Annotated in this window: 22 protein-coding genes and 1 tRNA gene; 10 read left to right on the forward strand and 13 right to left on the reverse strand. The window is 71.5% G+C overall.

Annotation, left to right across the window (positions count from 1 at the left end; genetic code table 11):
* Positions 1 to 4: 4 nt before the first annotated feature.
* Positions 5 to 526 carry a DinB family protein gene (locus ABZT87_RS11025; protein WP_355135079.1) on the reverse strand — a complete coding sequence of 174 codons (522 nt, stop codon included), beginning with the start codon at positions 524 to 526 and terminating at the stop codon, positions 5 to 7.
* A gap of 82 nt (positions 527 to 608) precedes the next feature.
* On the opposite strand from ABZT87_RS11025, the gene ABZT87_RS11030 reads away from it, so the two are divergent.
* Positions 609 to 815 (forward strand): hypothetical protein, encoded by a 207-nt coding sequence (locus ABZT87_RS11030; protein WP_354856579.1) that lies wholly within the window; start codon positions 609 to 611, stop codon positions 813 to 815.
* 6 nt (positions 816 to 821) lie between these two features.
* On the opposite strand, the gene ABZT87_RS11035 is transcribed toward ABZT87_RS11030, so the two are convergent.
* Both ABZT87_RS11035 and ABZT87_RS11040 read right to left on the reverse strand, forming a co-directional pair.
* On the reverse strand, positions 822 to 1,964 hold the full coding sequence (locus tag ABZT87_RS11035) for a polysaccharide pyruvyl transferase family protein (RefSeq protein ID WP_355135081.1): 1,143 nt from the start codon (positions 1,962 to 1,964) through the stop codon (positions 822 to 824).
* Positions 1,965 to 2,043: 79 nt separating this feature from the next.
* Positions 2,044 to 2,532: an N-acetyltransferase gene (locus tag ABZT87_RS11040; protein WP_355135083.1), complete on the reverse strand. Its 489-nt coding sequence runs from the start codon at positions 2,530 to 2,532 to the stop codon at positions 2,044 to 2,046.
* Positions 2,533 to 2,717: 185 nt separating this feature from the next.
* Here ABZT87_RS11040 and ABZT87_RS11045 point away from each other — a divergent pair, with 185 nt between their 5' ends.
* Positions 2,718 to 3,650 carry a phosphotransferase gene (locus tag ABZT87_RS11045; protein ID WP_355135085.1) on the forward strand — a complete coding sequence of 311 codons (933 nt, stop codon included), beginning with the start codon at positions 2,718 to 2,720 and terminating at the stop codon, positions 3,648 to 3,650.
* Between the two features lie 69 nt (positions 3,651 to 3,719).
* Here the strand turns inward: ABZT87_RS11045 and ABZT87_RS11050 are convergent, their stop codons facing one another.
* Positions 3,720 to 4,355 (reverse strand): HAD-IA family hydrolase, encoded by a 636-nt coding sequence (locus tag ABZT87_RS11050; RefSeq protein WP_355135087.1) that lies wholly within the window; start codon positions 4,353 to 4,355, stop codon positions 3,720 to 3,722.
* Between the two features lie 129 nt (positions 4,356 to 4,484).
* Here ABZT87_RS11050 and ABZT87_RS11055 point away from each other — a divergent pair, with 129 nt between their 5' ends.
* Positions 4,485 to 5,231 carry an SDR family oxidoreductase gene (locus tag ABZT87_RS11055; RefSeq protein WP_355135089.1) on the forward strand — a complete coding sequence of 249 codons (747 nt, stop codon included), beginning with the start codon at positions 4,485 to 4,487 and terminating at the stop codon, positions 5,229 to 5,231.
* Between the two features lie 19 nt (positions 5,232 to 5,250).
* Here ABZT87_RS11055 and ABZT87_RS11060 read toward each other — a convergent pair whose 3' ends face one another.
* Positions 5,251 to 5,844 carry a hypothetical protein gene (locus ABZT87_RS11060; protein ID WP_355135091.1) on the reverse strand — a complete coding sequence of 198 codons (594 nt, stop codon included), beginning with the start codon at positions 5,842 to 5,844 and terminating at the stop codon, positions 5,251 to 5,253.
* A 20-nt stretch (positions 5,845 to 5,864) separates the two neighbouring features.
* Between ABZT87_RS11060 and ABZT87_RS11065 the strand changes: the two genes are divergently transcribed.
* The 3 genes from ABZT87_RS11065 (at position 5,865) to ABZT87_RS11075 (ending at position 7,813) form a co-directional block, all read left to right on the forward strand.
* The gene (locus ABZT87_RS11065; protein WP_355135093.1) at positions 5,865 to 5,993 is read left to right on the forward strand and encodes a hypothetical protein; all 129 of its coding nucleotides are present in this window, start codon (positions 5,865 to 5,867) and stop codon (positions 5,991 to 5,993) included.
* An 84-nt stretch (positions 5,994 to 6,077) separates the two neighbouring features.
* Positions 6,078 to 6,836, forward strand: a complete 759-nt coding sequence (locus tag ABZT87_RS11070) for a hypothetical protein (RefSeq protein ID WP_355135095.1) — start codon at positions 6,078 to 6,080, stop codon at positions 6,834 to 6,836.
* 104 nt (positions 6,837 to 6,940) lie between these two features.
* Positions 6,941 to 7,813 carry a class I SAM-dependent methyltransferase gene (locus tag ABZT87_RS11075; RefSeq protein WP_355135097.1) on the forward strand — a complete coding sequence of 291 codons (873 nt, stop codon included), beginning with the start codon at positions 6,941 to 6,943 and terminating at the stop codon, positions 7,811 to 7,813.
* Positions 7,814 to 7,822: 9 nt separating this feature from the next.
* Here ABZT87_RS11075 and ABZT87_RS11080 read toward each other — a convergent pair whose 3' ends face one another.
* Positions 7,823 to 8,374: a DinB family protein gene (locus ABZT87_RS11080; RefSeq protein WP_354856567.1), complete on the reverse strand. Its 552-nt coding sequence runs from the start codon at positions 8,372 to 8,374 to the stop codon at positions 7,823 to 7,825.
* 261 nt (positions 8,375 to 8,635) lie between these two features.
* Here ABZT87_RS11080 and ABZT87_RS11085 point away from each other — a divergent pair, with 261 nt between their 5' ends.
* The 3 genes from ABZT87_RS11085 to ABZT87_RS11095 all read left to right on the forward strand — a co-directional run bounded on the left by ABZT87_RS11085 (position 8,636) and on the right by ABZT87_RS11095 (position 11,389).
* A complete protein-coding gene (locus ABZT87_RS11085; RefSeq protein WP_355135099.1) occupies positions 8,636 to 9,505 on the forward strand; it encodes a class I SAM-dependent methyltransferase in 870 nt (289 codons plus the stop codon).
* A gap of 157 nt (positions 9,506 to 9,662) precedes the next feature.
* Entirely contained in the window at positions 9,663 to 11,108 is a 1,446-nt protein-coding gene (locus tag ABZT87_RS11090) for an RICIN domain-containing protein (RefSeq protein ID WP_355135101.1), read from the forward strand.
* A gap of 68 nt (positions 11,109 to 11,176) precedes the next feature.
* The gene (locus ABZT87_RS11095) at positions 11,177 to 11,389 is read left to right on the forward strand and encodes a hypothetical protein (protein ID WP_355135103.1); all 213 of its coding nucleotides are present in this window, start codon (positions 11,177 to 11,179) and stop codon (positions 11,387 to 11,389) included.
* Between the two features lie 82 nt (positions 11,390 to 11,471).
* On the opposite strand, the gene ABZT87_RS11100 is transcribed toward ABZT87_RS11095, so the two are convergent.
* The 6 genes from ABZT87_RS11100 to ABZT87_RS11125 all read right to left on the reverse strand — a co-directional run bounded on the left by ABZT87_RS11100 (position 11,472) and on the right by ABZT87_RS11125 (position 16,185).
* Positions 11,472 to 11,543 (reverse strand) — tRNA-Val (locus ABZT87_RS11100).
* Between the two features lie 75 nt (positions 11,544 to 11,618).
* A complete protein-coding gene (locus tag ABZT87_RS11105; RefSeq protein ID WP_354856558.1) occupies positions 11,619 to 12,086 on the reverse strand; it encodes a peroxiredoxin in 468 nt (155 codons plus the stop codon).
* Between the two features lie 88 nt (positions 12,087 to 12,174).
* Positions 12,175 to 12,612 carry a DUF3052 domain-containing protein gene (locus ABZT87_RS11110; protein ID WP_030330240.1) on the reverse strand — a complete coding sequence of 146 codons (438 nt, stop codon included), beginning with the start codon at positions 12,610 to 12,612 and terminating at the stop codon, positions 12,175 to 12,177.
* A 112-nt stretch (positions 12,613 to 12,724) separates the two neighbouring features.
* On the reverse strand, positions 12,725 to 15,169 hold the full coding sequence (locus ABZT87_RS11115; RefSeq protein ID WP_355135105.1) for a thiamine pyrophosphate-dependent enzyme: 2,445 nt from the start codon (positions 15,167 to 15,169) through the stop codon (positions 12,725 to 12,727).
* A 51-nt stretch (positions 15,170 to 15,220) separates the two neighbouring features.
* A complete protein-coding gene (locus tag ABZT87_RS11120; protein ID WP_354859502.1) occupies positions 15,221 to 15,625 on the reverse strand; it encodes a MarR family transcriptional regulator in 405 nt (134 codons plus the stop codon).
* 155 nt (positions 15,626 to 15,780) lie between these two features.
* Positions 15,781 to 16,185: a YjbQ family protein gene (locus tag ABZT87_RS11125; RefSeq protein WP_354859494.1), complete on the reverse strand. Its 405-nt coding sequence runs from the start codon at positions 16,183 to 16,185 to the stop codon at positions 15,781 to 15,783.
* Positions 16,186 to 16,371: 186 nt separating this feature from the next.
* Here ABZT87_RS11125 and aceE point away from each other — a divergent pair, with 186 nt between their 5' ends.
* Entirely contained in the window at positions 16,372 to 19,110 is a 2,739-nt protein-coding gene (gene aceE / locus ABZT87_RS11130) for a pyruvate dehydrogenase (acetyl-transferring), homodimeric type (protein ID WP_354859492.1), read from the forward strand.
* 189 nt (positions 19,111 to 19,299) lie between these two features.
* Here the strand turns inward: aceE and ABZT87_RS11135 are convergent, their stop codons facing one another.
* Positions 19,300 to 19,749: an SRPBCC family protein gene (locus tag ABZT87_RS11135; protein ID WP_354859490.1), complete on the reverse strand. Its 450-nt coding sequence runs from the start codon at positions 19,747 to 19,749 to the stop codon at positions 19,300 to 19,302.
* Positions 19,750 to 19,833 lie beyond the last annotated feature (84 nt).

Here is a 19,833-nt window from a genome sequence, read left to right on the forward strand (position 1 = left end):
GGGCTCAGAGCGCGCCGGTCGACCCGTCGGTCAGTTCGCGCAGGATGTCGGCGTGGCCGGCGTGGCGGGCGGTCTCCTCGATCAGGTGGACCAGGATCCAGCGCACCGACACCTCACCGAGCTGCGGGTGCGGCACCACGTGGTCGAGGTCGAAACGCGCGGCGACCGCCCGGGACCGGGCGCAGGCCCGCTCGTACGCCTCGACGAGCCCGTCGACCGTGTCGTGCTCATCGAGGGTGAAGCTCGCGATCGCGTCCTCTTCCGAGTTCAGGTAGACGTCGCCCGGCTCGGGCGCCAGCAGCACCGGAAACCAGTTCCGCTCGACAAGCGTCAGGTGCTTGACCAGCCCGGCGAGCGTGGTCGCGGAGGGCACCAGCCGGCGGGCCGCCTCGGTGTCGGACAGGCCGCGCAGCTTGCGCAGCACCACGCCACGGTGGAAGTCGAGGAACGAGTCCAGCACGGCGCGCTCGTCGCCGACGCGGGCGAGCACCGGGCCGAGCGTCGGATCGATGGTCTGCTCCGTCATCCGCCGACCGTAACCACGTCGGGCCCCTCGCGCTGCCCCGTATCCCGCTGCGAGGCGCCCTCGTGACGGGCAGGATGGGCGCATGGCTTCATCCGTGCAGATCCTCCTCGTCGGCGGCGCGGCGGACGGGCAGACCGTGACCGTCGAACTGGACACCAACGGCCGGCCGCCGCTCACCCACCACCACATCGGGTCCGGTGGGCTGGCGGAGGCGCAGATCTACGAGTTGGAGTCCGCCCGCGAGGAAGGCCGCGAGTGGCGCTACCGGTGGACCGGTCCGGCGGTGTGACGCGGGTCAGACTCGGGTGAGGGCCTGAGCGCGCAGTCTGTCCAGCACGCCACGGGTGACCTCCGAGGTGCCCCGCGCCTGCTCGCAGACCTCCGCGACCCGACGGGCCGTGGCCGCGGCGCGTTCCTCGCGTTCGTCCCAGAGTCGGTCGACCTCGGCCAGCAGCGGCCCCTCCACCTCCCGCTCCACGCCCCGCAGCGCCGGCACACCGAGCCGCTGGGCCAGGTCGAAGACCTTGCCGGCGTACGGCAGCGGCAGGAACGGCGTGCCCACCATCGCCGCGAAGATCAGGAAGTGCAGACGCATGCCGACGGCCAGGTCGAAGTGGCGCATCAGCCCGAGCACCTGCTCCGGTGAGTAGGTGCCGTGCAGGATCCGCCCCCGCTCGGCGGCGACCATGTGCGACAACACCCCGTGCGAGTGCCGGATGTCGTCGCGTTCCATCGGCACGAACAGCACGTACGCGTCGATGCGGTGCACCAGGAAGTCACCGATCTGGGCCAGCAGCCGGTGGTAGCCGTCGACGTCGAGGCGTTCGGCGGCCCGTCCCGGCTCCCGCACGCTGATCCCGACCAGCCTCTTACCGGCCGGCACCCCCTCCTCGCTGAGCAGGTGCACCGGGAAGTCGGCCGGCTGCAACAAAAACGCCGGGTCGGCGGTGACCGTGATCGGGTTGAGCAGTCCCGCCTCTTCCAGGACCATCCGGGACTCCTGGTCGCGGACGGTCACCTGGGTCGCGCTGGCGAGCGTCTCCCGGACCATGCCGGTGTCGACCGCGTCGCTGAGCGGCCCGACCCCCACCGCGTACGTGAGGAGGGGCAGGCCCCGTTCCTGGGCGACCCGCACGACCCGCAGATAGCGGCGGGCCTCCCGGTCGTAGAGGATCCCGCCGCCACCGAGGATGAGCAGGTCGAGTTGGGCCAGCACCAACGCCGAGTCGGTACGGCTGACGCCTTCCCAGGGCACCGCCTCGACGTCCGGGTGGGCGGCGCGGGTGTGTTCCGGGTTGCGGGAGAAGACGATGATCCGGGCGTTGGGTTCCTGCATGCGTAGATCGGTGAGGAGACCGGTGAGGATCGCCTCATCGCCGAGGTTCCGGCCACCGTACGAGCCGAGCACACCGATGGTCAGTCCGGCGCCATGCGTCATCCGTCGCTCCTCCCCGGGTGCGGTCCGCAGCGGTTTCCCGCTGGTCGGACGAACAGTCCTGAACCGGGGCCGGGGCGGCTCAGCCCGTCGGATCGATGCGCTTGGCCATCTGCTGCGCGGTGACCTCGAAGCCCAGGCTCCGGTAGAGCCCGATCGCCACGGTGTTCGTCCCGAAGACGTTCAACCCCAGCTCGGGCACCCCGAGTCCGGCCAGTTCGGCCTCGATGAGCTGGATCATCCGCCGCGCGTGGCCACGCCCCCGGTGCGTCGGATGTACCTCGATGTTCTGAATCCAGGCCCGCGTCGGGCCGGCCGCGTCACTCGCCCCAGGCAGGCTCACCCAGATCCACCCGACCTCGGTGTCGTCGACCCGCGCCACCCGCAGCAGAACCCCCTCGGTGGCCGCGCCCGCCGGCAGCCCTTCCCGCAGCTGCTGCGCCGACCGCTCCCGGGCCGCCTCCGGCGTCATGCCCCGGTGCGCGACCAGGTCCTCGGCGTATCCCACCTCCAGCGGTTCCCACAGCCGGGCCAGTTCCTGCTCGGTCATCGGCGTCAATGTCAGCTCCACCGGGGCCTCCCCTTCGATGTCTGATCCAGCGCGTAGTGCAGCAGAACCACGCAGACGCCGCCACCGTGATACCCGCGACGGGGCCGCGACCCGGGCCGATCTCCCAAAGAGGCCCGGCATCCACATGATCATCGAGCCCGGGAAATGGGTTGTTCGTCGGGGCGGGGCCGGCGCACCGTGGCGGGATGCAGGGGACAGCGACGCGGATCGGCTGGGGTGATCTGCCGGCGGTGGTCCGATCCGCGGTGGAGGGCATCATCGGTGATCGGGTGGTCGAGGCGGTGTCCCAGTCGGGCGGCTTCTCGCCGGGCACCGCCGACCGGGTCCGCACCGCGACCGGCCGGCGGGCTTTCGTGAAGGCGGTCAGCCCGGCGCAGAACCCGGACAGCCCGGTCATGCACCGCGCCGAGGCCCGCACCGCCGGCGCGCTACCGCCGACAGCGCCGACACCCCGCCTGCTGGGCTGCCACGACGACGACGAGTGGGTGGCACTGGTCTTCTCCGACGTGGACGGACGACACCCGACAACCCCGTGGCGGGCGGACGAGCTGACCCGCGTGCTCAGCGCCCTGGAGGCGATGGCCGGCGCGCTCACCCCGAACCCCGTCGCGCACGTGTCGGCCGCCGCCGAGCTGCTGGCCGGGGACTTCGCCGGCTGGCACCGGATCGCCGCCGACCCGCCGCCACGACTCGATCCGTGGGTTCGCGCCCACCTGGACCACCTGCGGCACGCCGCCGACGAGGGCGTCGCCGCGTTGAGCGGGGACACGCTCTGCCACCTGGACGTGCGGGCCGACAACCTGCTGCTCGACGCGGCCGGCACGGTGACAGTCGTCGACTGGCCGTGGGCCTGCCGGGGGCCGGCCTGGCTGGACACCGCCTTGCTGCTGGTGAACGTCCGGCTCTACGGCGGGCACGACACCGAGGCGATGCTGCGCCGGCTGCCGCTCACCGCCGGTGTCGACCCGGCCGCGCTCACCGGGGTGTACGCCGGACTGGCCGGCTTCTTCGCCGACAGCGCCCGCCGTCCGCCGCCGCCCGGCATCCCCACCGTACGGGCGTTCCAGCAGGCGCAGGCCGACGCCCTGCTCCCCTGGCTGGCCGAGCGGCTCGCCTGATGCGGCCCGTTGGCGCTGTTGCGCTGCCGGGTCTGGCCGAGCGTCACGGCGGATGCGCGACCCTGCCGGTCAGCGTGCCGTGGGCGCCGAGGTGAACCTGTACGCCAGCTGCGTCAGGCCGACCAACCGCAGGTCGCCGTCGAGTCCCTTGAGCGCAGCGGTCATCGCGCCGGCCGCGCGCCCGGCCTGCAACCCGACCTCGGCGTCCTCGACGACCAGGCAGCGCGCCGGTGGCACGTCGAGCAGCGCGGCGGCCCGCAGGTAGCCCTCCGGGGCCGGCTTGCCCGCGCGCACGTCCTCGACGGTGACCAGCACGGGCGCGGTGATGCCGGCGGCACCGAGCCGGGCCTCGGCCAGCCGGACGTCGGCGCTGGTCACCACCGCCCAGGGCAACCCCAACCGGGCCAACGTCGACAGCAGCTCGAGGGCGCCCGGGGTGGCGGTCACGTCGGACAGGTCGTCGTACTGCAACGCCAACTGCCGTGCCGCCGCCACGGCGACCGCCGCGTCATCGAGCGAGGGAAGGAGCCGGCGGATCGTCTGATCGGCGGGTCTGCCGTGCGCGATCGCGAGTGCCGCCGCCGGCTCGACGGCGTACTCGGACGCCCAGCGCTCCCACGCCCGCTCGACGGCGGCGTCGGAGTCGACCAGGGTGCCATCCATGTCGAACAGCACCGCGTCGACGTCTGCCAGCTCCACGATCATGCTCCCCCCGTACGCTCCGTCACGAGGATAGGGCGTCCCTGGCCGGCGGCGGGAAACGGACCCGGCGCAGGGAACGAGTGGTCCGATGGCCGCCAGACTCGAAGACGAGCCGTCGACATGATCGTTCGCATGACGACGACGACACTTGGTGGCAAGGCCGCCCTGGTGACCGGGGGTTCCCGCGGCATTGGGGCCGGTATCGCACTGCGCCTCGCACAGAATGGGGCCGACGTGGCGCTGACCTACCGGCAGGACGCCGAGCAGGCGGCGACAGTGGTGAAGCAGATCGAGGCGCTGGGCCGGCGGGCCCTGATGATCCAGGCCGACAGCGTCGACCCGACGGCCGTCCGGGACGCCGTCGACCGGACAGCCGCCGAGCTGGGTCGGCTGGACATCCTGGTCAACAACGCGGCGGTGTTCCTGGTCGGTGCCATGGAGGATCTCGGCACAGCCGAGCTGGAGCAGACGATCGCCGTGAACGTGCGGGCGCCGTACCTCGCCGTGCGGGCGGCGCTGCGGCACCTGGGCGACGGTGGACGGATCATCAGCATCGGTAGCAACGTCGGGGAACGGGCGGTCTTCCCCGGGTTGGCTCTCTACTCGATGAGCAAGACCGCTCTGGTCGGGCTGACCCGGGGTCTGGCCCGCGAGCTGGGCCCCCGGGGCATCACCGTCAACCTGGTCAACCCGGGGCCCACGGACACCGACGCCAACCCGGCGGACGGGCCGAACGCGGCGACCATCGCCGGATTCACCGCCGTCGGCCGCTACGCTCGCCCCGCCGACATCGCGGCGACCGTCGCGCACCTGGCCAGCCCCGAGGCGGGCTACGTGACCGGGGCGGTGGTCAACGTCGACGGGGGTTTCACCAGCTGAGATACCCCACCCAGCTGCGTCACTCCTCCCGGCCCAATACGGAACGCACGACGTCGACGAACGCGACGCGCCGGTTGGTCCGTACCTCGATGGCCGCGAGCCAGCGCTCCCGGTGCCGGTCGCGAAGCGGCACTGCCGCGTCGCCCGGCTCGTCGGCGAGGCGGCGCTGCTCGGCGTACTCCGTCGTGAGGCTGGCCAGCACCGACCGGCCCGCCGCCGCGACGTCCGCCGGGCCTTCCAACAACACCAGGTTGTACGCCTCGTCCACGGCGCGCATCGCCGCGTACGTCTCGTCGTAGCCGGGCGTGGCCGTGTCCACGCCCGGCTCGACCCACCGGCGGTCCAGCCGCCGGTACGCCGCGTCGCAGGCGCTGAGGAACCCGACGTACGCGTCGCGCCGCAGCTCGTCACGCCGGGTCGCCCACCGGTCGGCGCTCTCCTGCCGGGCGACGGTGAGCTGGTGGGCGAGTTGCCGACGGGTGCTGAACGCGCCGACCAGCCCGGTCAGGGCCGCGGCGGCCAACGTGGACAGTGAGGTGATCAGCGCGACGGCGACGGTGTCCTGCACGCGCACATCATGACGGTCCCGACCCGCCGCGTGGTCGTCGCCCATCGTTACTTCTCCTCCGGCCAATGCCCCCGACTGATCGGAACGCCGAGCTGCACCGCCGATACCCGCGCGAGTCCGCCACCGCCGAGTTCGAGGATGCACTGCACGTGCTGCGGGAGGCCGTGATCGGGGGCGGTTCGGCGATGCGGTGACGCCATGGACCGCTCGCGGTCTGTCTGAGCTGCTGCCCAGCACCGAGCGCCCCAGTGGTTGCCCGGGCCGTCTACGGTGCCGTCATGCCTCTTCGTGCGGCTCGCCTGCTGATCTGGCCCATCGCCGTGGTCGCGTTAGCCCTACGCGTCTGCGCCGAACTGTGGTTCAAGCCGGTGACCTGGCGGATCCACCCAAGCGGCGTCGCCTTCCTGCTCTGGGTGGCCGCTCAGGCAGCCTGTTTCCTGGTGCCGTGGGCCGCTTATGCCCTGTTCACCAGGGCGATCCGGCAGCGACCAGCTACCTGGGAGGTGGACGTCGGTGGGCGCTGTCTCGTCGCACCGGCCAGTCCGCGCTGGATCGGCCCGTGGTCGATCGTCCTCGGTTGGCTGGCCGGCGGCTTCGTGCAGACCGAACGTGTTCCGGGTGAGGACCGCCTGCGGCTCGCCGACGATCCGGGCACCGTGGCTCTGAGCATCGGTGTCCCGGTCCTTGTCATGGGAGGCGTAGCGGCCATCCTGCTGATGAACCGGCCATTGCTGGCGCTGGACCGCGACGGCATCACCGTGCGGGGCATCATCCGGCGCACTTTCCTCCCCTGGGACCGCCTGCTCGCGGGCGGACCGAAGCCTCCAGCCCGGGGTGCCGCCAATCTCTCCCTGATGCGGCTTCCGGCGACGCCGGGCGGCAGAGCGCCCGTCGGATATCCGCTGCCGATCGCGCGCCTGCACGTCGACCCGACCTTCCTCGCGCACACAATCCGCCACTATGTCGAGCACCCCGAACACCGACCGGCGATCGGCACCGCGGACGAGCGGGAACGGCTCCGCGCAGCCCTGAGCTGAGCCCGGACCACGGCGGAGGAGCCTTGCCGGCACGTGTCAGCTCACCTCCACCAGCTACCGTCGACTGCAGAGCCGATGCCGGAACGGCGACAGGAGCTAAGCCGGTGCCGAAGACCCCGCCCGCGAGCCGTACGGCCGTGCTGGTCTGCCAGGGCCGCGCGGCGGCGGACGGGCTGATCGCTGCCGGCCGGTTCGCGGATCCGACGGCCATGCGCCTGCTCCGCGCCGACGAAGGGGAGGCGGTGCGGTGGGTACGCGACGCTGCCGTTCCCCGACCGTGGCGGCAGCGGGTCGACTACGAGACGGTGCGGGCCAACGCCGAGATGATTGTGCCCCGTACGGTCGCGATCGACGATGCCGTACGGGCTCGCCTGAACCCGCAGGTGGTGATCTTGGGGGCGGGGCTGGACGGGCGCGCCTGGCGGATGCCGGAACTCGCCGACAAGACGGTCTTCGAGGTGGACCAGCCGAGCAGTCAACGCGACAAACGAGAACGCGCCGCGGGCCTACCCGGCACCCCACCGACGTTCGTCGCGGTGGACTTCGGCCGCGGCCGGCTCGCCGAGGCGTTGGCAGCGGCCGGGCATCACTCCAGCGAGCCGACGACGTGGATCTGGGAGGGCGTCGTGCCCTACCTGAGCACGGCGGAGGTGTCCGCGACGGTCGCCGCGCTCGCCGGGTGCTCGGCGCCGACCAGCCGCCTCATCGTCAACTTCCAACTGCCCGGCACGTCCGTGACGCTGGGCCGGTTCGTCGCGCGGCTGCTGATGGCGTCGACCGGCCGGCGAAGTGTCTGGGCGAACGAGCCGTGGCGCTCGACCTGGACGCCCGCCGCCATGGCCGCCCTGCTCGCCCACCACGGCTTCACCGTCACCGGCGACCACGCCCTGCTCGACACGGCGCGGACCCTTGCCGTGCCGATCCGCCATGCCACGTCACTGGCCCACAGCCGGGTGATGGTGGCCGATCGCACCTGAGCCGGAAGCTCAGCGGGGCGGGTCCTCGCCGGTGAGCCCGTCCACCGACTCCCGGATCAGGTCGGCGTGCCCGACGTGCCGCGCGTACTCCTCGATGAGGTCGACCAGGACCCGGCGCAGGCTCGGCACCCGACCGTCGGGCCACTCGCCCCGGGCGAGCTGTTCCGGGCCGCCGTCGGCCAGCAACTCGGTGACCGTGGCCCGGGAGCGCGCCACGGCCTCCCGCCACAGCGTGTAGAGCTGCTCGGGGGTGTCCTCGGCGGCCGAGCGCCACTCCCAGCCGGGGTTGGCGTCCCAGTCGACGGTGTCCCACGGTGGCCCGGGTGAACGTCCGGCCAGCTTGAGCGAGAAGTAGAGGTCCTCGACCAGCGCCAGGTGCTTGAGCAGCCCACCCAGGGTGATCGACGACGGGCCGAGCGTCGCCCGCAGGCCAGCCGCGTCGAGACCACCGGTCTTCCAGGCCAGGGTGGCGCGCTGGCGGTCCAGGGAGCCCAGCAGTGTGGCGGTCTCGTCGCCCGCGACGGGCGGTTCGGGGTGACCGTGCTCGTCCGCGTTGGTCATGCGTGTCGCCTCGACTCAGTGCCGGGTGCGGTTGCGGCGTACGGCCCAAACTCCACCGGCGATCGCCACCACCGTCGGCAGCAGACAACAGATGCTGAGGACCGCGAGGTGCCACGGTTTGATCGCGCCCATAGCCGCGAAGGCTATCCGGTGCGGTCAAGTGACGGTCGTGGAGACTGAGACCAACGGGCCGACCGGCTTCGTGCGACGGTAGCGTCGGCACCCAGAGCCGATGCCGCGACACGGACAGGAGCGCGAGCTATGCCGACGACGCCATCCGCGAGCCGTACGGCGGTGCTCGTCTGCCAGGGCCGCGCGGCGGCGGACGGCCTGATCGCTCCCGGCCGTTTCGCGGACCCGACGGCCATGCGCCTGCTCCGCGCCGACGAGCGGGAGCCCGTCGATTGGGTACGCGCTGCTTCCGCGCCCAAGCCGTGGCGGCAACGGGTCGACTACGAGACCGTACGGGCCTGCGCCGAGATGATGGTGCCCCGCACGGTGGCGATCGACGACGCCGTACGTGACCACCACAGCTCGCAGGTGGTGATCCTGGGGGCAGGGCTGGACGGTCGCGCCTGGCGGATGCCGGAACTCGCCGACAAGACGGTCTTCGAGGTCGACCAGCCGAGCAGCCAGCGCGACAAACGCGAACGCGCCGAGGGCCTGCCCGGCACTTCACCGACGTTCGTGCCGGTGGACTTCGGCCGCGACCGCCTCGCCGAGGCGTTGGCAGCCGCCGGGCATCGCCCCGGCGAGCCGACGACGTGGATCTGGGAGGGCGTCGTGCCGTACCTGACGGCTGCCGAGGTGTCCACGACGGTTGCCGCGATCGCCGCGTGCTCTGCGCCGACGAGCCGCCTCATCGTCAACTTCCAGCTCCCCGGGAAATCCCTGACGCTGGGCCGGCTCGTCGCACGGCTGCTGATGGCGTCCACCGGCCGGCGGAGTGTCTGGGCTACCGAGCCGTGGCGCTCGACCTGGACGCCCGCCGCCATGGCCGCCCTGCTCGCCCGACACGGCTTCACCGTCACCGGCGACCACGACCTGCTCGACACGGCGCGGGCACTCGCCCTGCCGATCCGCCGTGCGTCACTCGCCCACAGTCGGGTGATGGTCGCGGATCGCGCCTGACCCCGGTGGGACTCACTGGCTCCCACAACGGCACCAGCCGGCGGATGAGGTAGTCGACGACGACAGATGTACATTCATGAATGGATTGGTTCGGACGGTGGCGCCGTCGTCCGCAGTCGGCGGCGGGTCGCCGCCCGCCCACGGAAGGACGAACGTAGTGAGACGCAACAGACGGCTTGTATCCCTGATGGCGGCGCTCACCCTGGTCGGAACGGCGATCGTGGCGGTAACCACCATGGCCGCCGCCCCGGCCCAGGCCGCGCCGGTCACGATCTCCAACGGCACACAGTTCACCGACACCGCCGGCAACGTGCTGCACGCGCACGGCGGTGGGGTACTCAAGGTCGGCGACTACTACTACTGGTTCGGTGAGAACCGCAACGCCAACAACACGTTCCGGGCCGTCTCCGTCTACCGCTCCACCAACCTGCGCGACTGGGAGTTCCGCAACAACGTGCTGACCCAGTCGTCGGCGGCGGAACTGCAGTCGGCCAACATCGAGCGGCCGAAGGTCATCTACAACGCCAGCACCAACCGGTACGTGATGTGGATGCACAAGGAGAACGGCAGCGACTACGGCGAGGCCAGGGCCGCCGTCGCCTCCTCGGCCACCGTGGACGGCACCTACACGTACCACGGCAGCTTCCGGCCGCTGGGAAACATGTCGCGAGACATCACGCTCTACAACGACGGCGGTACCGCCTACATGGCCTCCGCCGGCGACGAGAACCGCGACCTGCTCATCTATCGCCTCACCGCCGACTATCTCTCCGTGGCCACGCTGGTCGGCAACTTCTGGAACGACGGCAACCGTGAGGCACCGGCTCTGTTCAAGCGCGGTAGCACCTACTTCCTGCTCACCTCGGGCCTGACCGGTTGGAGCCCGAACCAGGCCAGGTACGCCACGGCGTCCAGCATTTCCGGCCCGTGGACCGGCATGACCAACGTCGGGGACTCGACCACTTTCCGCTCCCAGTCGGCCTTCGTGCTCCCCATCCAGGGCACGTCGTCGACGAGCTACCTCTACCTCGGCGACCGCTGGGCCGGCGCCTGGGGCGGGCCGGTCAACGACTCCCAGTACGTGTGGTTGCCGATCGCCTTCCCTTCGGCCACGACCATGAGCCTGACCTGGTATCCCACCATCACCATCGACACCGCCGCGGGCACCGTCACCGGGCAGGCGCCGCTCTACTACCGCATCACCAACCGCAACAGCGGCAAGGTGGTCGACGTGCTGGACCAGGCCGTCACCGACAACGCCGAAGTCAAACAGTGGTCCTGGAACGGCGGTGCGAACCAGAAGTGGGAGTTCCGCGACGCCGGTAGCGGCTACTTCCGGATCGTCAACCAGAACAGCGGCAAATGCCTCGACGTCGCCGACGCCTCCACCGCCAACAACGCCAACGTCATCCAGTACAGCTGTGGCGGGGGCACCAACCAGCAGTGGCAGTGGGTCGCCACCGGCAACTACTACCAACTGCGGGCCCGACACAGCGGCAAGTGCCTGGACGTGGTGAGCAGCGGCACCGCAGACGGCACCGACATCACTCAGTACACCTGCGGAACTGGCACCAACCAGCAGTGGACCCGCACCCAGTCCTGACATCGCCGTCACGGATGCCGCGCAAGTGCTCTCCCACTGAGCTACGCGTACCCGGTAGCTTCGATGGCATGACGAGTCTGGTGGTGTCTCTCGTAGCGCTCGTCGTGTTGCTGATCGCGGCGTTCATCTTCGTCGCTTGGCGCGATCGGAGGCGGCTTTCGACGCCCGAGGACTCGGCTGCGGGGCGCGATGCCACATCGGCCCAGGAGCGGCACGCGGCCGAGCGACATGCCGCGCAGGGCGAGGTGTGGCGGCGGGGCCAGAACCCCGGCAGCACGTGAGTAAGACCTGCTCGGGCAGGAGGGCTGCTGCCACCGCCCCGGAATTGATCGCCTCAGGGCAGTTCTCGCCGGTGGTGATGGGTGGGCGCGGCAGGTTTCGAACCTGCGACCCCCCGCTTGTAAGGCGGGTGCTCTCCCACTGAGCTACGCGCCCGGATCGCCCGTGTGCGGCGGGCCGGTGGCTGGCAAGCCTACCTGCTCGCCGCCGGCCCGGCCGCACGGCGTACCCCTATCCGGCGGTCGCGTCGGCGATGGCCTTGCGCCAGCCCTGCTGGTCGCGGGCCTCGCCCGGGCCGTTCATCTCGGCGAAGCGGACCACGCCGGCCTTGTCGATGACGAAGGTGCCCCGGTTGGCGAAGCCGGCCACCTCGTTGAACACCCCGTACGCCTGGGCGACGGCGCCGTGCGGCCAGAAGTCGGCCAGCATCGGGAACTGGTAGCCCTCCCGGTCGGCCCAGATCTTGTGGCTGTAGGCCGAGTCGACGCTGACCGTCAGCACCTGGACGTCGTCGTTCACGTACTCGTCGAGGTTGTCCCGCACCTCGGCCAGCTCGCCCTGGCAGGTGCCGGTGAACGCCAGCGGGTAGAAGACCAGCAGCACGGTGCGCCGGCCCCGGAAGTCCGACAGGCGGACCTCCTGGTTGTTCTGGTCCTTCAGCACGAAGTCCGGCGCCTCGGCGCCAACCTCGATCGGCATCTGCACTCCTCGGGGTCGAGTCGGGGGACGACGCCAGCCTGCCACACCCGGCGGTGCGGACCGCCGGGCGCGAGAAAGCGATGACGGGCTACTTCTTGGCCTTGGCCCCACGGCGCAGCACCAGGCGGGCGCCGCTCCAGTCCCGGCCGGCGTTGACGGTCGAGGTCTGCTGGAGGCCGGCGGTGGGCGCGGACTCCGCGACCTCACTCGGCTCAACGTGCCCCTCGCGCCCCGCCTTCGGGGTGAGCAGCCACACGACCCCGTTGTCGGCCAGCGGGCCGAGGGCGTCGACGAGCAGCTCGAAGAGGTCACCGTCGCCGTCGCGGTACCACACCAGCACCGCGTCGACCACCTCGTCGGTGTCCTCGTCGACCAGATCTCCACAGCGGTCGGTCAGGGCGTCGCGGAGATCCTGGTCGACGTCGTCGTCGTACCCCATCTCCATGACGACCATCCCCGGTTCGATGCCGAACCGGTCCGCCAGGCTGCGTACCCCGTCGGCGGCCTGACCAGCGGTCGCGCTCACTGTCGCGTGCCTCCTCATTTCGTCCCTGCTCGCGGCGTCGGACCGACGCCGTCAGGCAAAGTCCACACAGTTGTGCCTCTGCGCGCAAGTGGCGCACCGGGTGGAACGGAATTTACCGTGCCAGCAGCGTACGGGCACCGTCGGTAATGGCTTCCGGGGAGACCAGAACATGACGGGCTGCCGGACCCAATGGTACAAAAGAGTCAACTCCGGCTACTCGCCGCGCGGCACCCACGTATCCGGCGTCGACCAGCGCGGCGATCACCCCCTCGCCGACCCCGCCGGAGCGGCGTGTCTCGTCCACCACCAGCACCCGGCCGGTCGCCGAGGACTCCCGGATGATGTCGGCCACCGGCAGGGGCGCCAGCCAGCGCAGATCCACCACGCGGGTGCCCACTCCCTCCTCGGCGAGGACGGCGGCGGCCCGCAGTGACATCCGTACCCCGTTACCGAAGGTGATGATGGTCAGGTCGTCGGCCGAGCCGACCCGGTAGACCCGGGCCCGGCCGACCGGCACGTGCCCGGCCACCCACGAGCCGGGCTCCGGATAGCCGGCCAGCCACTCCCCGTCACCCTCGGCGTACAGGTCGCGGGTGTGGTAGAGCGCGATGGGCTCCAGGAACACGCAGACGCTGCCGTCCACCGCCGCGCTCGCCAGGCAGGTCCGCAGCATGGGCGCGGCGTCGTCCGGCCGCGCCGGCACCGCGATCACCAGACCCGGCACATCCCGGAGTACGGCCACCGAGTTGTCGTTGTGGAAGTGCCCGCCGAACCCCTCCTGGTACGCCAGCCCCGCCACCCGCACCACCATCGGGTTTCGGAACGCCCCCTGCGAGAAGAACTGCATGGTGGCCGCCTCGCCGCGCAGTTGGTCCTCAGCGTTGTGCAGGTACGCCAGGTACTGGATCTCCGGCACCGGCAGCATCCCGGCCAGCCCCGCGCCGAGGCCCAACCCGAGCACCGACGTCTCGTCGAGCAGCGTGTCGAAGACCCGGGCCGCCCCGAAGCGGTCACGCAGCCCCTTCGTCACCCCGTACACGCCACCCTTGGCGGCCACGTCCTCGCCGAAGACGGCCATCTGGGGATGGTCGAGCAGCCCGTCGGCGAGCGCCGCGTTGATGCTCTGCGCCAGGGTGAGCGGGCCGGCCAGCTCCGGCGGTTTGCCCCCGAACGCCTCCTCCCGCGCCGCCGAGCCCGGCCCGCTGGCCCGTGCCGCCGCGTCGGCCACCGCCCGCGCCACCCGCACCGGGCGGCGGGGCGCCAGCGCCGACACCACGTCGGCGGCGGAGGCCAGCTTCGGCTCGCCCAGCACCTCCTCGGCCAGCCGGCGGACCTGCCAGCCGGTCTCGTCGTACCGGGCCAGCAGTTCGTCGGCGGTCGCCACACCGGCGTCGACGAGCAGCCGGGAGGTGGCGGCCACCGGATCCCGCTGAAGGTCCTCGGCCAGCTCGGCCGGGCTGCGGTACGCCGACTCCGCGTCCGCCCCGGCGTGGCCCATCAGCCGGACCGTGCGCAGGTGCAGTACGGCCGGCCGCCGGTGCCGGCGTACCCAGGCCGCGGCCTCCTGCGCCACCTCGTACGCCCGTACCGGGTCGGCGCCGTCGGCGCTGAAGTAGTGGATGCCCGGCTTGGCGCGCAGCGTCGCCTCCACCCAGCCCTCCGGCGAGCGGACGCTGATGCCCAGTCCGTTGTCCTCGCAGACGAAGAGCACCGGGATGCGCAGCCCGGCGTGGTCGTACCAGCCGGCGGTGTTGAAGGCGGCGGTGGCGCTGGCGTGGTTGACCGACGCGTCGCCGAACGAGCAGACCACGATGGCGTCCGGCGGCCAGGGGGCGTGCGCCGCGCCGGCCCCGCTGCCGACCCGTACCCCGGCCCCGGCACGCCGCCCGACGGTGTCCAGCCGGCGCAGCCGCTCCACGGCCAGCCCCATCCCTACCGCGCGGGGCAGGTGCGAGGCGATGGTGGAGGTGGTCGGCACGATCGCCAGGTCGGCGCGGCCGAACACCTTGTGCCGGCCACCGGCGATCGGCTCCTCGCTGGAGGCGACCATTCCGCGCAGCACGTCCCGGGCCGCCTCGGCGTACGCCGCGAACCCGCCGGTGGGCCGCTCGGACCCGGCCGGCTCGGGCTCCGCGGCCGGCTCCGGGTCGGCGGCAGCCTCCCGGTCGGCGGCCCGTTCGGCGTCGGCGGTGTCGGTCGGCGTCGTGGCGTCGGCGACCTGGGCCGCCCGCACGCAGTAGAACGCCCCGGAGCGGTAGTGCAGCAACGCCGGGTCGGTGGGGCGCAGCGCGGCGGCGACCGCCGCGTTGCCCTCGTGCCCGGCCGAGCCGATGGTGTAGAAACCCTCCCCGAAACTGCGCAGCCAACGACCGGCGAGGTCGAGCTGGCGGCTGGTCACCTGCGCGTCGAACAGTTCCAGCAGGCGCGCGCCGGTCAGCGGGGCGTCGTCGGTGACCGGGTCGGCGGGGTCACGCCTCCGCTGCGCGGCGGGCAGCGCCGCCAGCGTCTCCCGGAACCGGTCGTCGAGATCTTGCGGGGTGGTCACGTCCGACAGCATTACCGACGCAGGCCATGCTCGCCCAGTGGGACACGGCCGGCGCGGGTCGACTCACGCCGGGTCGCACGGCTCCGGACAGCCGCCGTCGGACACCTTCCACACCAGGTCACGCAGGGTGGACAGCTCCTGGTCACTCAGCCCGGCCAGGAGTCGGGAGTCGGACATCACCTCGGTCACCCGGTCCCGCACGCCCCGGCCGTCCTCGGTCACCACGAGCGTCTTCTGCCGGCGGTCGGTCGGGTCGGTACGACGCTCGACCAGGCCGGCCTGCTCCAGCCGGTCGACAAGCGCCGTCACGTTGGACCGGTCACAGCCCAGCCGATCGGCGAGATCCCGGGCGGGCAGTGGACGGTCCGGGTCCAGCTCGTGCAACGCCCGGGCCGTGGCCGGGGTGAGCCCCAACTCGGCGAACGCGGTGCCCTGCCGGTGTCGCAGCGAGGCGGTCAGGTGTGCCATCCGGCGCACCACGTCGGCCGCGAGGCCGGCCCGGTCCACCGGTCGACCCGCCGCGGAAACCACCTCCGGTGCCACCGCCACATCGTACGCACCACGACGACCGCCCAGCTCAACGATCAGGTTCGACCCCACACGGCGGCCCGGGGCGCCCGGGGTCAGGCGGGGAGGAAGGAGAAGCGGACCTGGCGGGTGGGATTGTCGCCGTTGGTGTCGACCAGGCAGATGGACTGCCAGGTGCCCAGGGCGAGGCGTCCGTCGAGAACCGGCAGCGTCGCGTACGGCGGGACGAAGGCCGGCAGCACGTGGTCCCGGCCGTGGCCGGGCGAGCCGTGCCGGTGCCGCCAGCGGTTGTCGGTGGGCAGCAGCGCGTCGAGGGCGGTGAGCAGGTCGTCGTCGGAGCCCGATCCGGTCTCGATGATCGCCAGCCCGGCGGTGGCGTGCGGCACGAAGACGTGCAGCAGGCCGTCTCCCTCGCCGGAGACGAAGCTCTGGGCCTCGGCGGTGATGTCCCGGACGGCCGGCCGGGTCCCGGTCTGGACGGTGATCACGTCACTGCGCATACGTCGCATTCTGCCGCAGCGGGCCGGGAGCCCCGGTGCATGGGGAAAGGAAGGGTCGTCGCGCTAAGTTACCGACGGGTACCTGTGTTCAGCATCGCGTCGGGGGCACCTAGACGTGACGACGGGTGCCACCAGGGGGCAGGATGGCGCTAGAGACCTATCCCACACACAACCGAGGGAACGCCTGTGGCTACGGAACGCAAGCGCCCGGTGATCAGCGACGGCCTACCGAGCCAGCTTCCGGACATCGACCCTGAAGAGACCAGCGAATGGGTCGAGTCGCTTGACGGTGTCATCGACGAGCGCGGCGCCAAACGCGCCCGCTACGTCATGCTGCGCCTGCTGGAGCGGGCCCGTGAGCGCCAGGTCGGGGTTCCGCCCCTGACCACCACCGACTACATCAACACCATCCCGCCGGAGCAGGAACCCTGGTTCCCGGGTGACGAGCACGTCGAGCGGCGCATCCGGGCGTACGTCCGGTGGAACGCCGCCATGCTGGTGCACCGGGCGCAGCGCCCGGAGATCGGCGTCGGCGGCCACATCTCCACCTTCGCCAGCTCGGCGTCGCTCTACGAGGTGGGCTTCAACCACTTCTTCCGGGGCAAGAACCACCCGGGCGGCGGCGACCAGATCTACTACCAGGGCCACGCCTCCCCCGGCATGTACGCGCGGGCGTTCCTGGAGGGGCGGCTCAGCGAGCACCAGCTCGACGGGTTCCGCCAGGAGCTGTCGCATCCGGGCGGCGGGTTGCCGTCGTACCCGCACCCGCGGCTGATGCCGGACTTCTGGGAGTTCCCCACCGTCTCGATGGGCCTCGGCGGCCTGAACGCGATCTACCAGGCCCGGTTCAACCGGTACCTGCAGCACCGCGGCATCAAGGACACCTCGCAGCAGCACGTGTGGGCGTTCCTCGGCGACGGCGAGATGGACGAGCCGGAGACGCTGGGCGCGATCGGTGTGGCCGCCCGCGAGGAGCTGGACAACCTCACCTTCGTGATCAACTGCAACCTCCAGCGGCTGGACGGCCCGGTCCGGGGCAACGGCAAGGTCATGCAGGAGCTGGAGTCGTTCTTCCGCGGCGCCGGCTGGAACGTGATCAAGGTGGTCTGGGGCCGTGAGTGGGACCCGCTGCTCGCCGCCGACACCGACGGCGCGTTGGTCAACCTCATGAACACCACGACCGACGGCGACTACCAGACCTACAAGGCCGAGTCCGGCGCGTACGTGCGGGAGCACTTCTTCGGCCGGGACGCACGGACCCGCAAGATGGTCGAGCCGCTGAGCGACGACGAGATCTGGAACCTCAAGCGGGGTGGGCACGACTACCGCAAGCTCTACGCGGCCTACAAGGCGGCCACCGAGCACACCGGTCAGCCGACGGTCATCCTGGCGAAGACGATCAAGGGCTGGACGCTCGGCTCACACTTCGAGGGCCGCAACGCGACCCACCAGATGAAGAAGCTGACGCTGGAGGACTTGAAGACCTTCCGCGACCGGCTCTACCTGGACATCCCGGACAAGGCGCTGGAGGACAACCCCTACCTGCCGCCGTACTTCCACCCCGGTGAGAAGTCCGAGGAGCTGGCCTACCTGAAGGAGCGCCGCGAGCAGCTCGGCGGCTACCTGCCGTCGCGGCGGACCAGCACCAAGCGGCTGACCATCCCCGGTCCGGAGCGGTTCGCCGACGTCAAGCGCGGCTCGGGCAAGCAGAAGGTGGCCACCACGATGGCCTTCGTCCGCCTGCTCAAGGACATCATGAAGGACAAGGAGTTCGGCAAGCGCTGGGTGCCGATCATCCCGGACGAGGCCCGCACCTTCGGCCTCGACTCGATCTTCCCGACCGCGAAGATCTACTCGCCGCACGGGCAGCGCTACACCTCGGTCGACCGGGAGCTGTTCCTGTCGTACAAGGAGTCGACGACCGGGCAGATCCTGCACGAGGGCATCAACGAGGCCGGTTCGGTCGCCTCGTTCACCGCCGCGGGCTCGGCGTACGCCACCCACGACGAGCCGATGATCCCGATGTACATCTTCTACTCGATGTTCGGGTTCCAGCGGACCGCCGACGGACTGTGGGCGGCGGCCGACCAGATGGCGCGGGGCTTCCTGCTCGGCGCGACCGCGGGGCGGACGACGCTCAACGGTGAGGGCCTGCAGCACGAGGACGGCCACTCGTTGCTGATCGCCGCCACCAACCCGGCGGTGGTCGCGTACGACCCGGCGTTCTCCTTCGAGATCGCCCACATCATGGAAGCCGGCCTGCACCGGATGTACGGGGACGCGCAGGAGAACGTCTTCTACTACCTGACGGTCTACAACGAGCCGATCCTCCAGCCGGCCGAGCCGGCCGGGGTGGACGTGGAGGGCCTGCTCAAGGGCATCTACCGCTACTCCCCGGCACCGCAGGTCGACGGCCCGAAGGCCAACGTCCTCGCCTCCGGCACCGGCATGCAGTGGGCGCTCAAGGCCCAGCAGCTGCTCGCCCAGGACTGGGGGGTGGCCGCCGACGTCTGGTCGGTGACCTCCTGGACCGAGCTGCGTCGCGACGCGGTGGAGACCGAGGAGTACAACCTGCTCAACCCGGGCGCCGAGGCAAAGGTGCCGTACGTCGCGCAGAAGCTGGCCGACGCGGACGGGCCGAAGGTCGCGGTCAGCGACTGGATGCGCGCCGTACCGGACCTGATCGCCCGCTGGGTACCCGGCGACTACACGTCGCTGGGCACCGACGGCTTCGGGATGTCGGACACCCGGCACGCGCTGCGCCGGCACTTCCACGTCGACGCCGAGTCGATCGTGGTCGCCACGCTGCGGCAGCTCGCCCGCAGCGGCGCGGTGCCGGCCACCGTGCCGGCCGAGGCCGCCAAGAAGTACGCGATCGACGACGTCAACGCCGCCCCGGTCGGCGAGACCGGCGGCGACAGCTGATCCAGCACGATCGAGAAAGGGCCCGGCGCACCCGCGCCGGGCCCTTCTTGGTGCACCCGCACCCTCGCTCCCGGCCCCGACCGACCGGGCGGACGGCGGGTGAGTGGGGAGCGGCGGCGGTCCAGGGGCCCCTGGCGGGGGCCCGGGGCCACCGCCAGGGGCGGGTGACGCCGGGAGCAGACGCGCCCGTCAGCCGACGGCGGCCAGGTCGGTGAGCCGGGCGAGCGAGTCCTCCAGGTCGGCGCCGACCCGGCGCAGGCCCAGGCGCAGCAGGGCCGCCTTGACCGGGCCGGCCGGCCAGCGGACGACGATGAGTCGCACGATCGTCCCGCCCTCCTCCTCCTCGTCCTCGGTGAGCTGGACGTAGATCTCGGTGCGCGCCTCCGCACGTGCACCGGCACCCTTGGCCCGTTCCCGCCAGCCGATCAGCGTCGGCTCCTGATAGGCGATCACCTCGGCCTCATGCGCCGAACCGCGCCCCGCCTGGACCAGTTGCCGCCGCCCGAAGCCCTCTCCAGAGAGCACTTCGGCCGCGCGGACCCCCGCCAGCCAGGCCGGTAACTGCTCGGCCCGCTGCACGACGTCCCAGACCACTTCCACCGGCGCCGCCACGTGCGCACTGCGTTCCACGAGGATCATTTCCGTCTTTCCTCCAGTGAGGACATCCCACGATATCGGCACTCTATGCGCTAAATCGGACTTACGTGGACGGGTTAGGAAAAA

The organism is Micromonospora sp. NPDC005237 (assembly GCF_040607775.1).
Taxonomy (GTDB): domain Bacteria; phylum Actinomycetota; class Actinomycetes; order Mycobacteriales; family Micromonosporaceae; genus Micromonospora.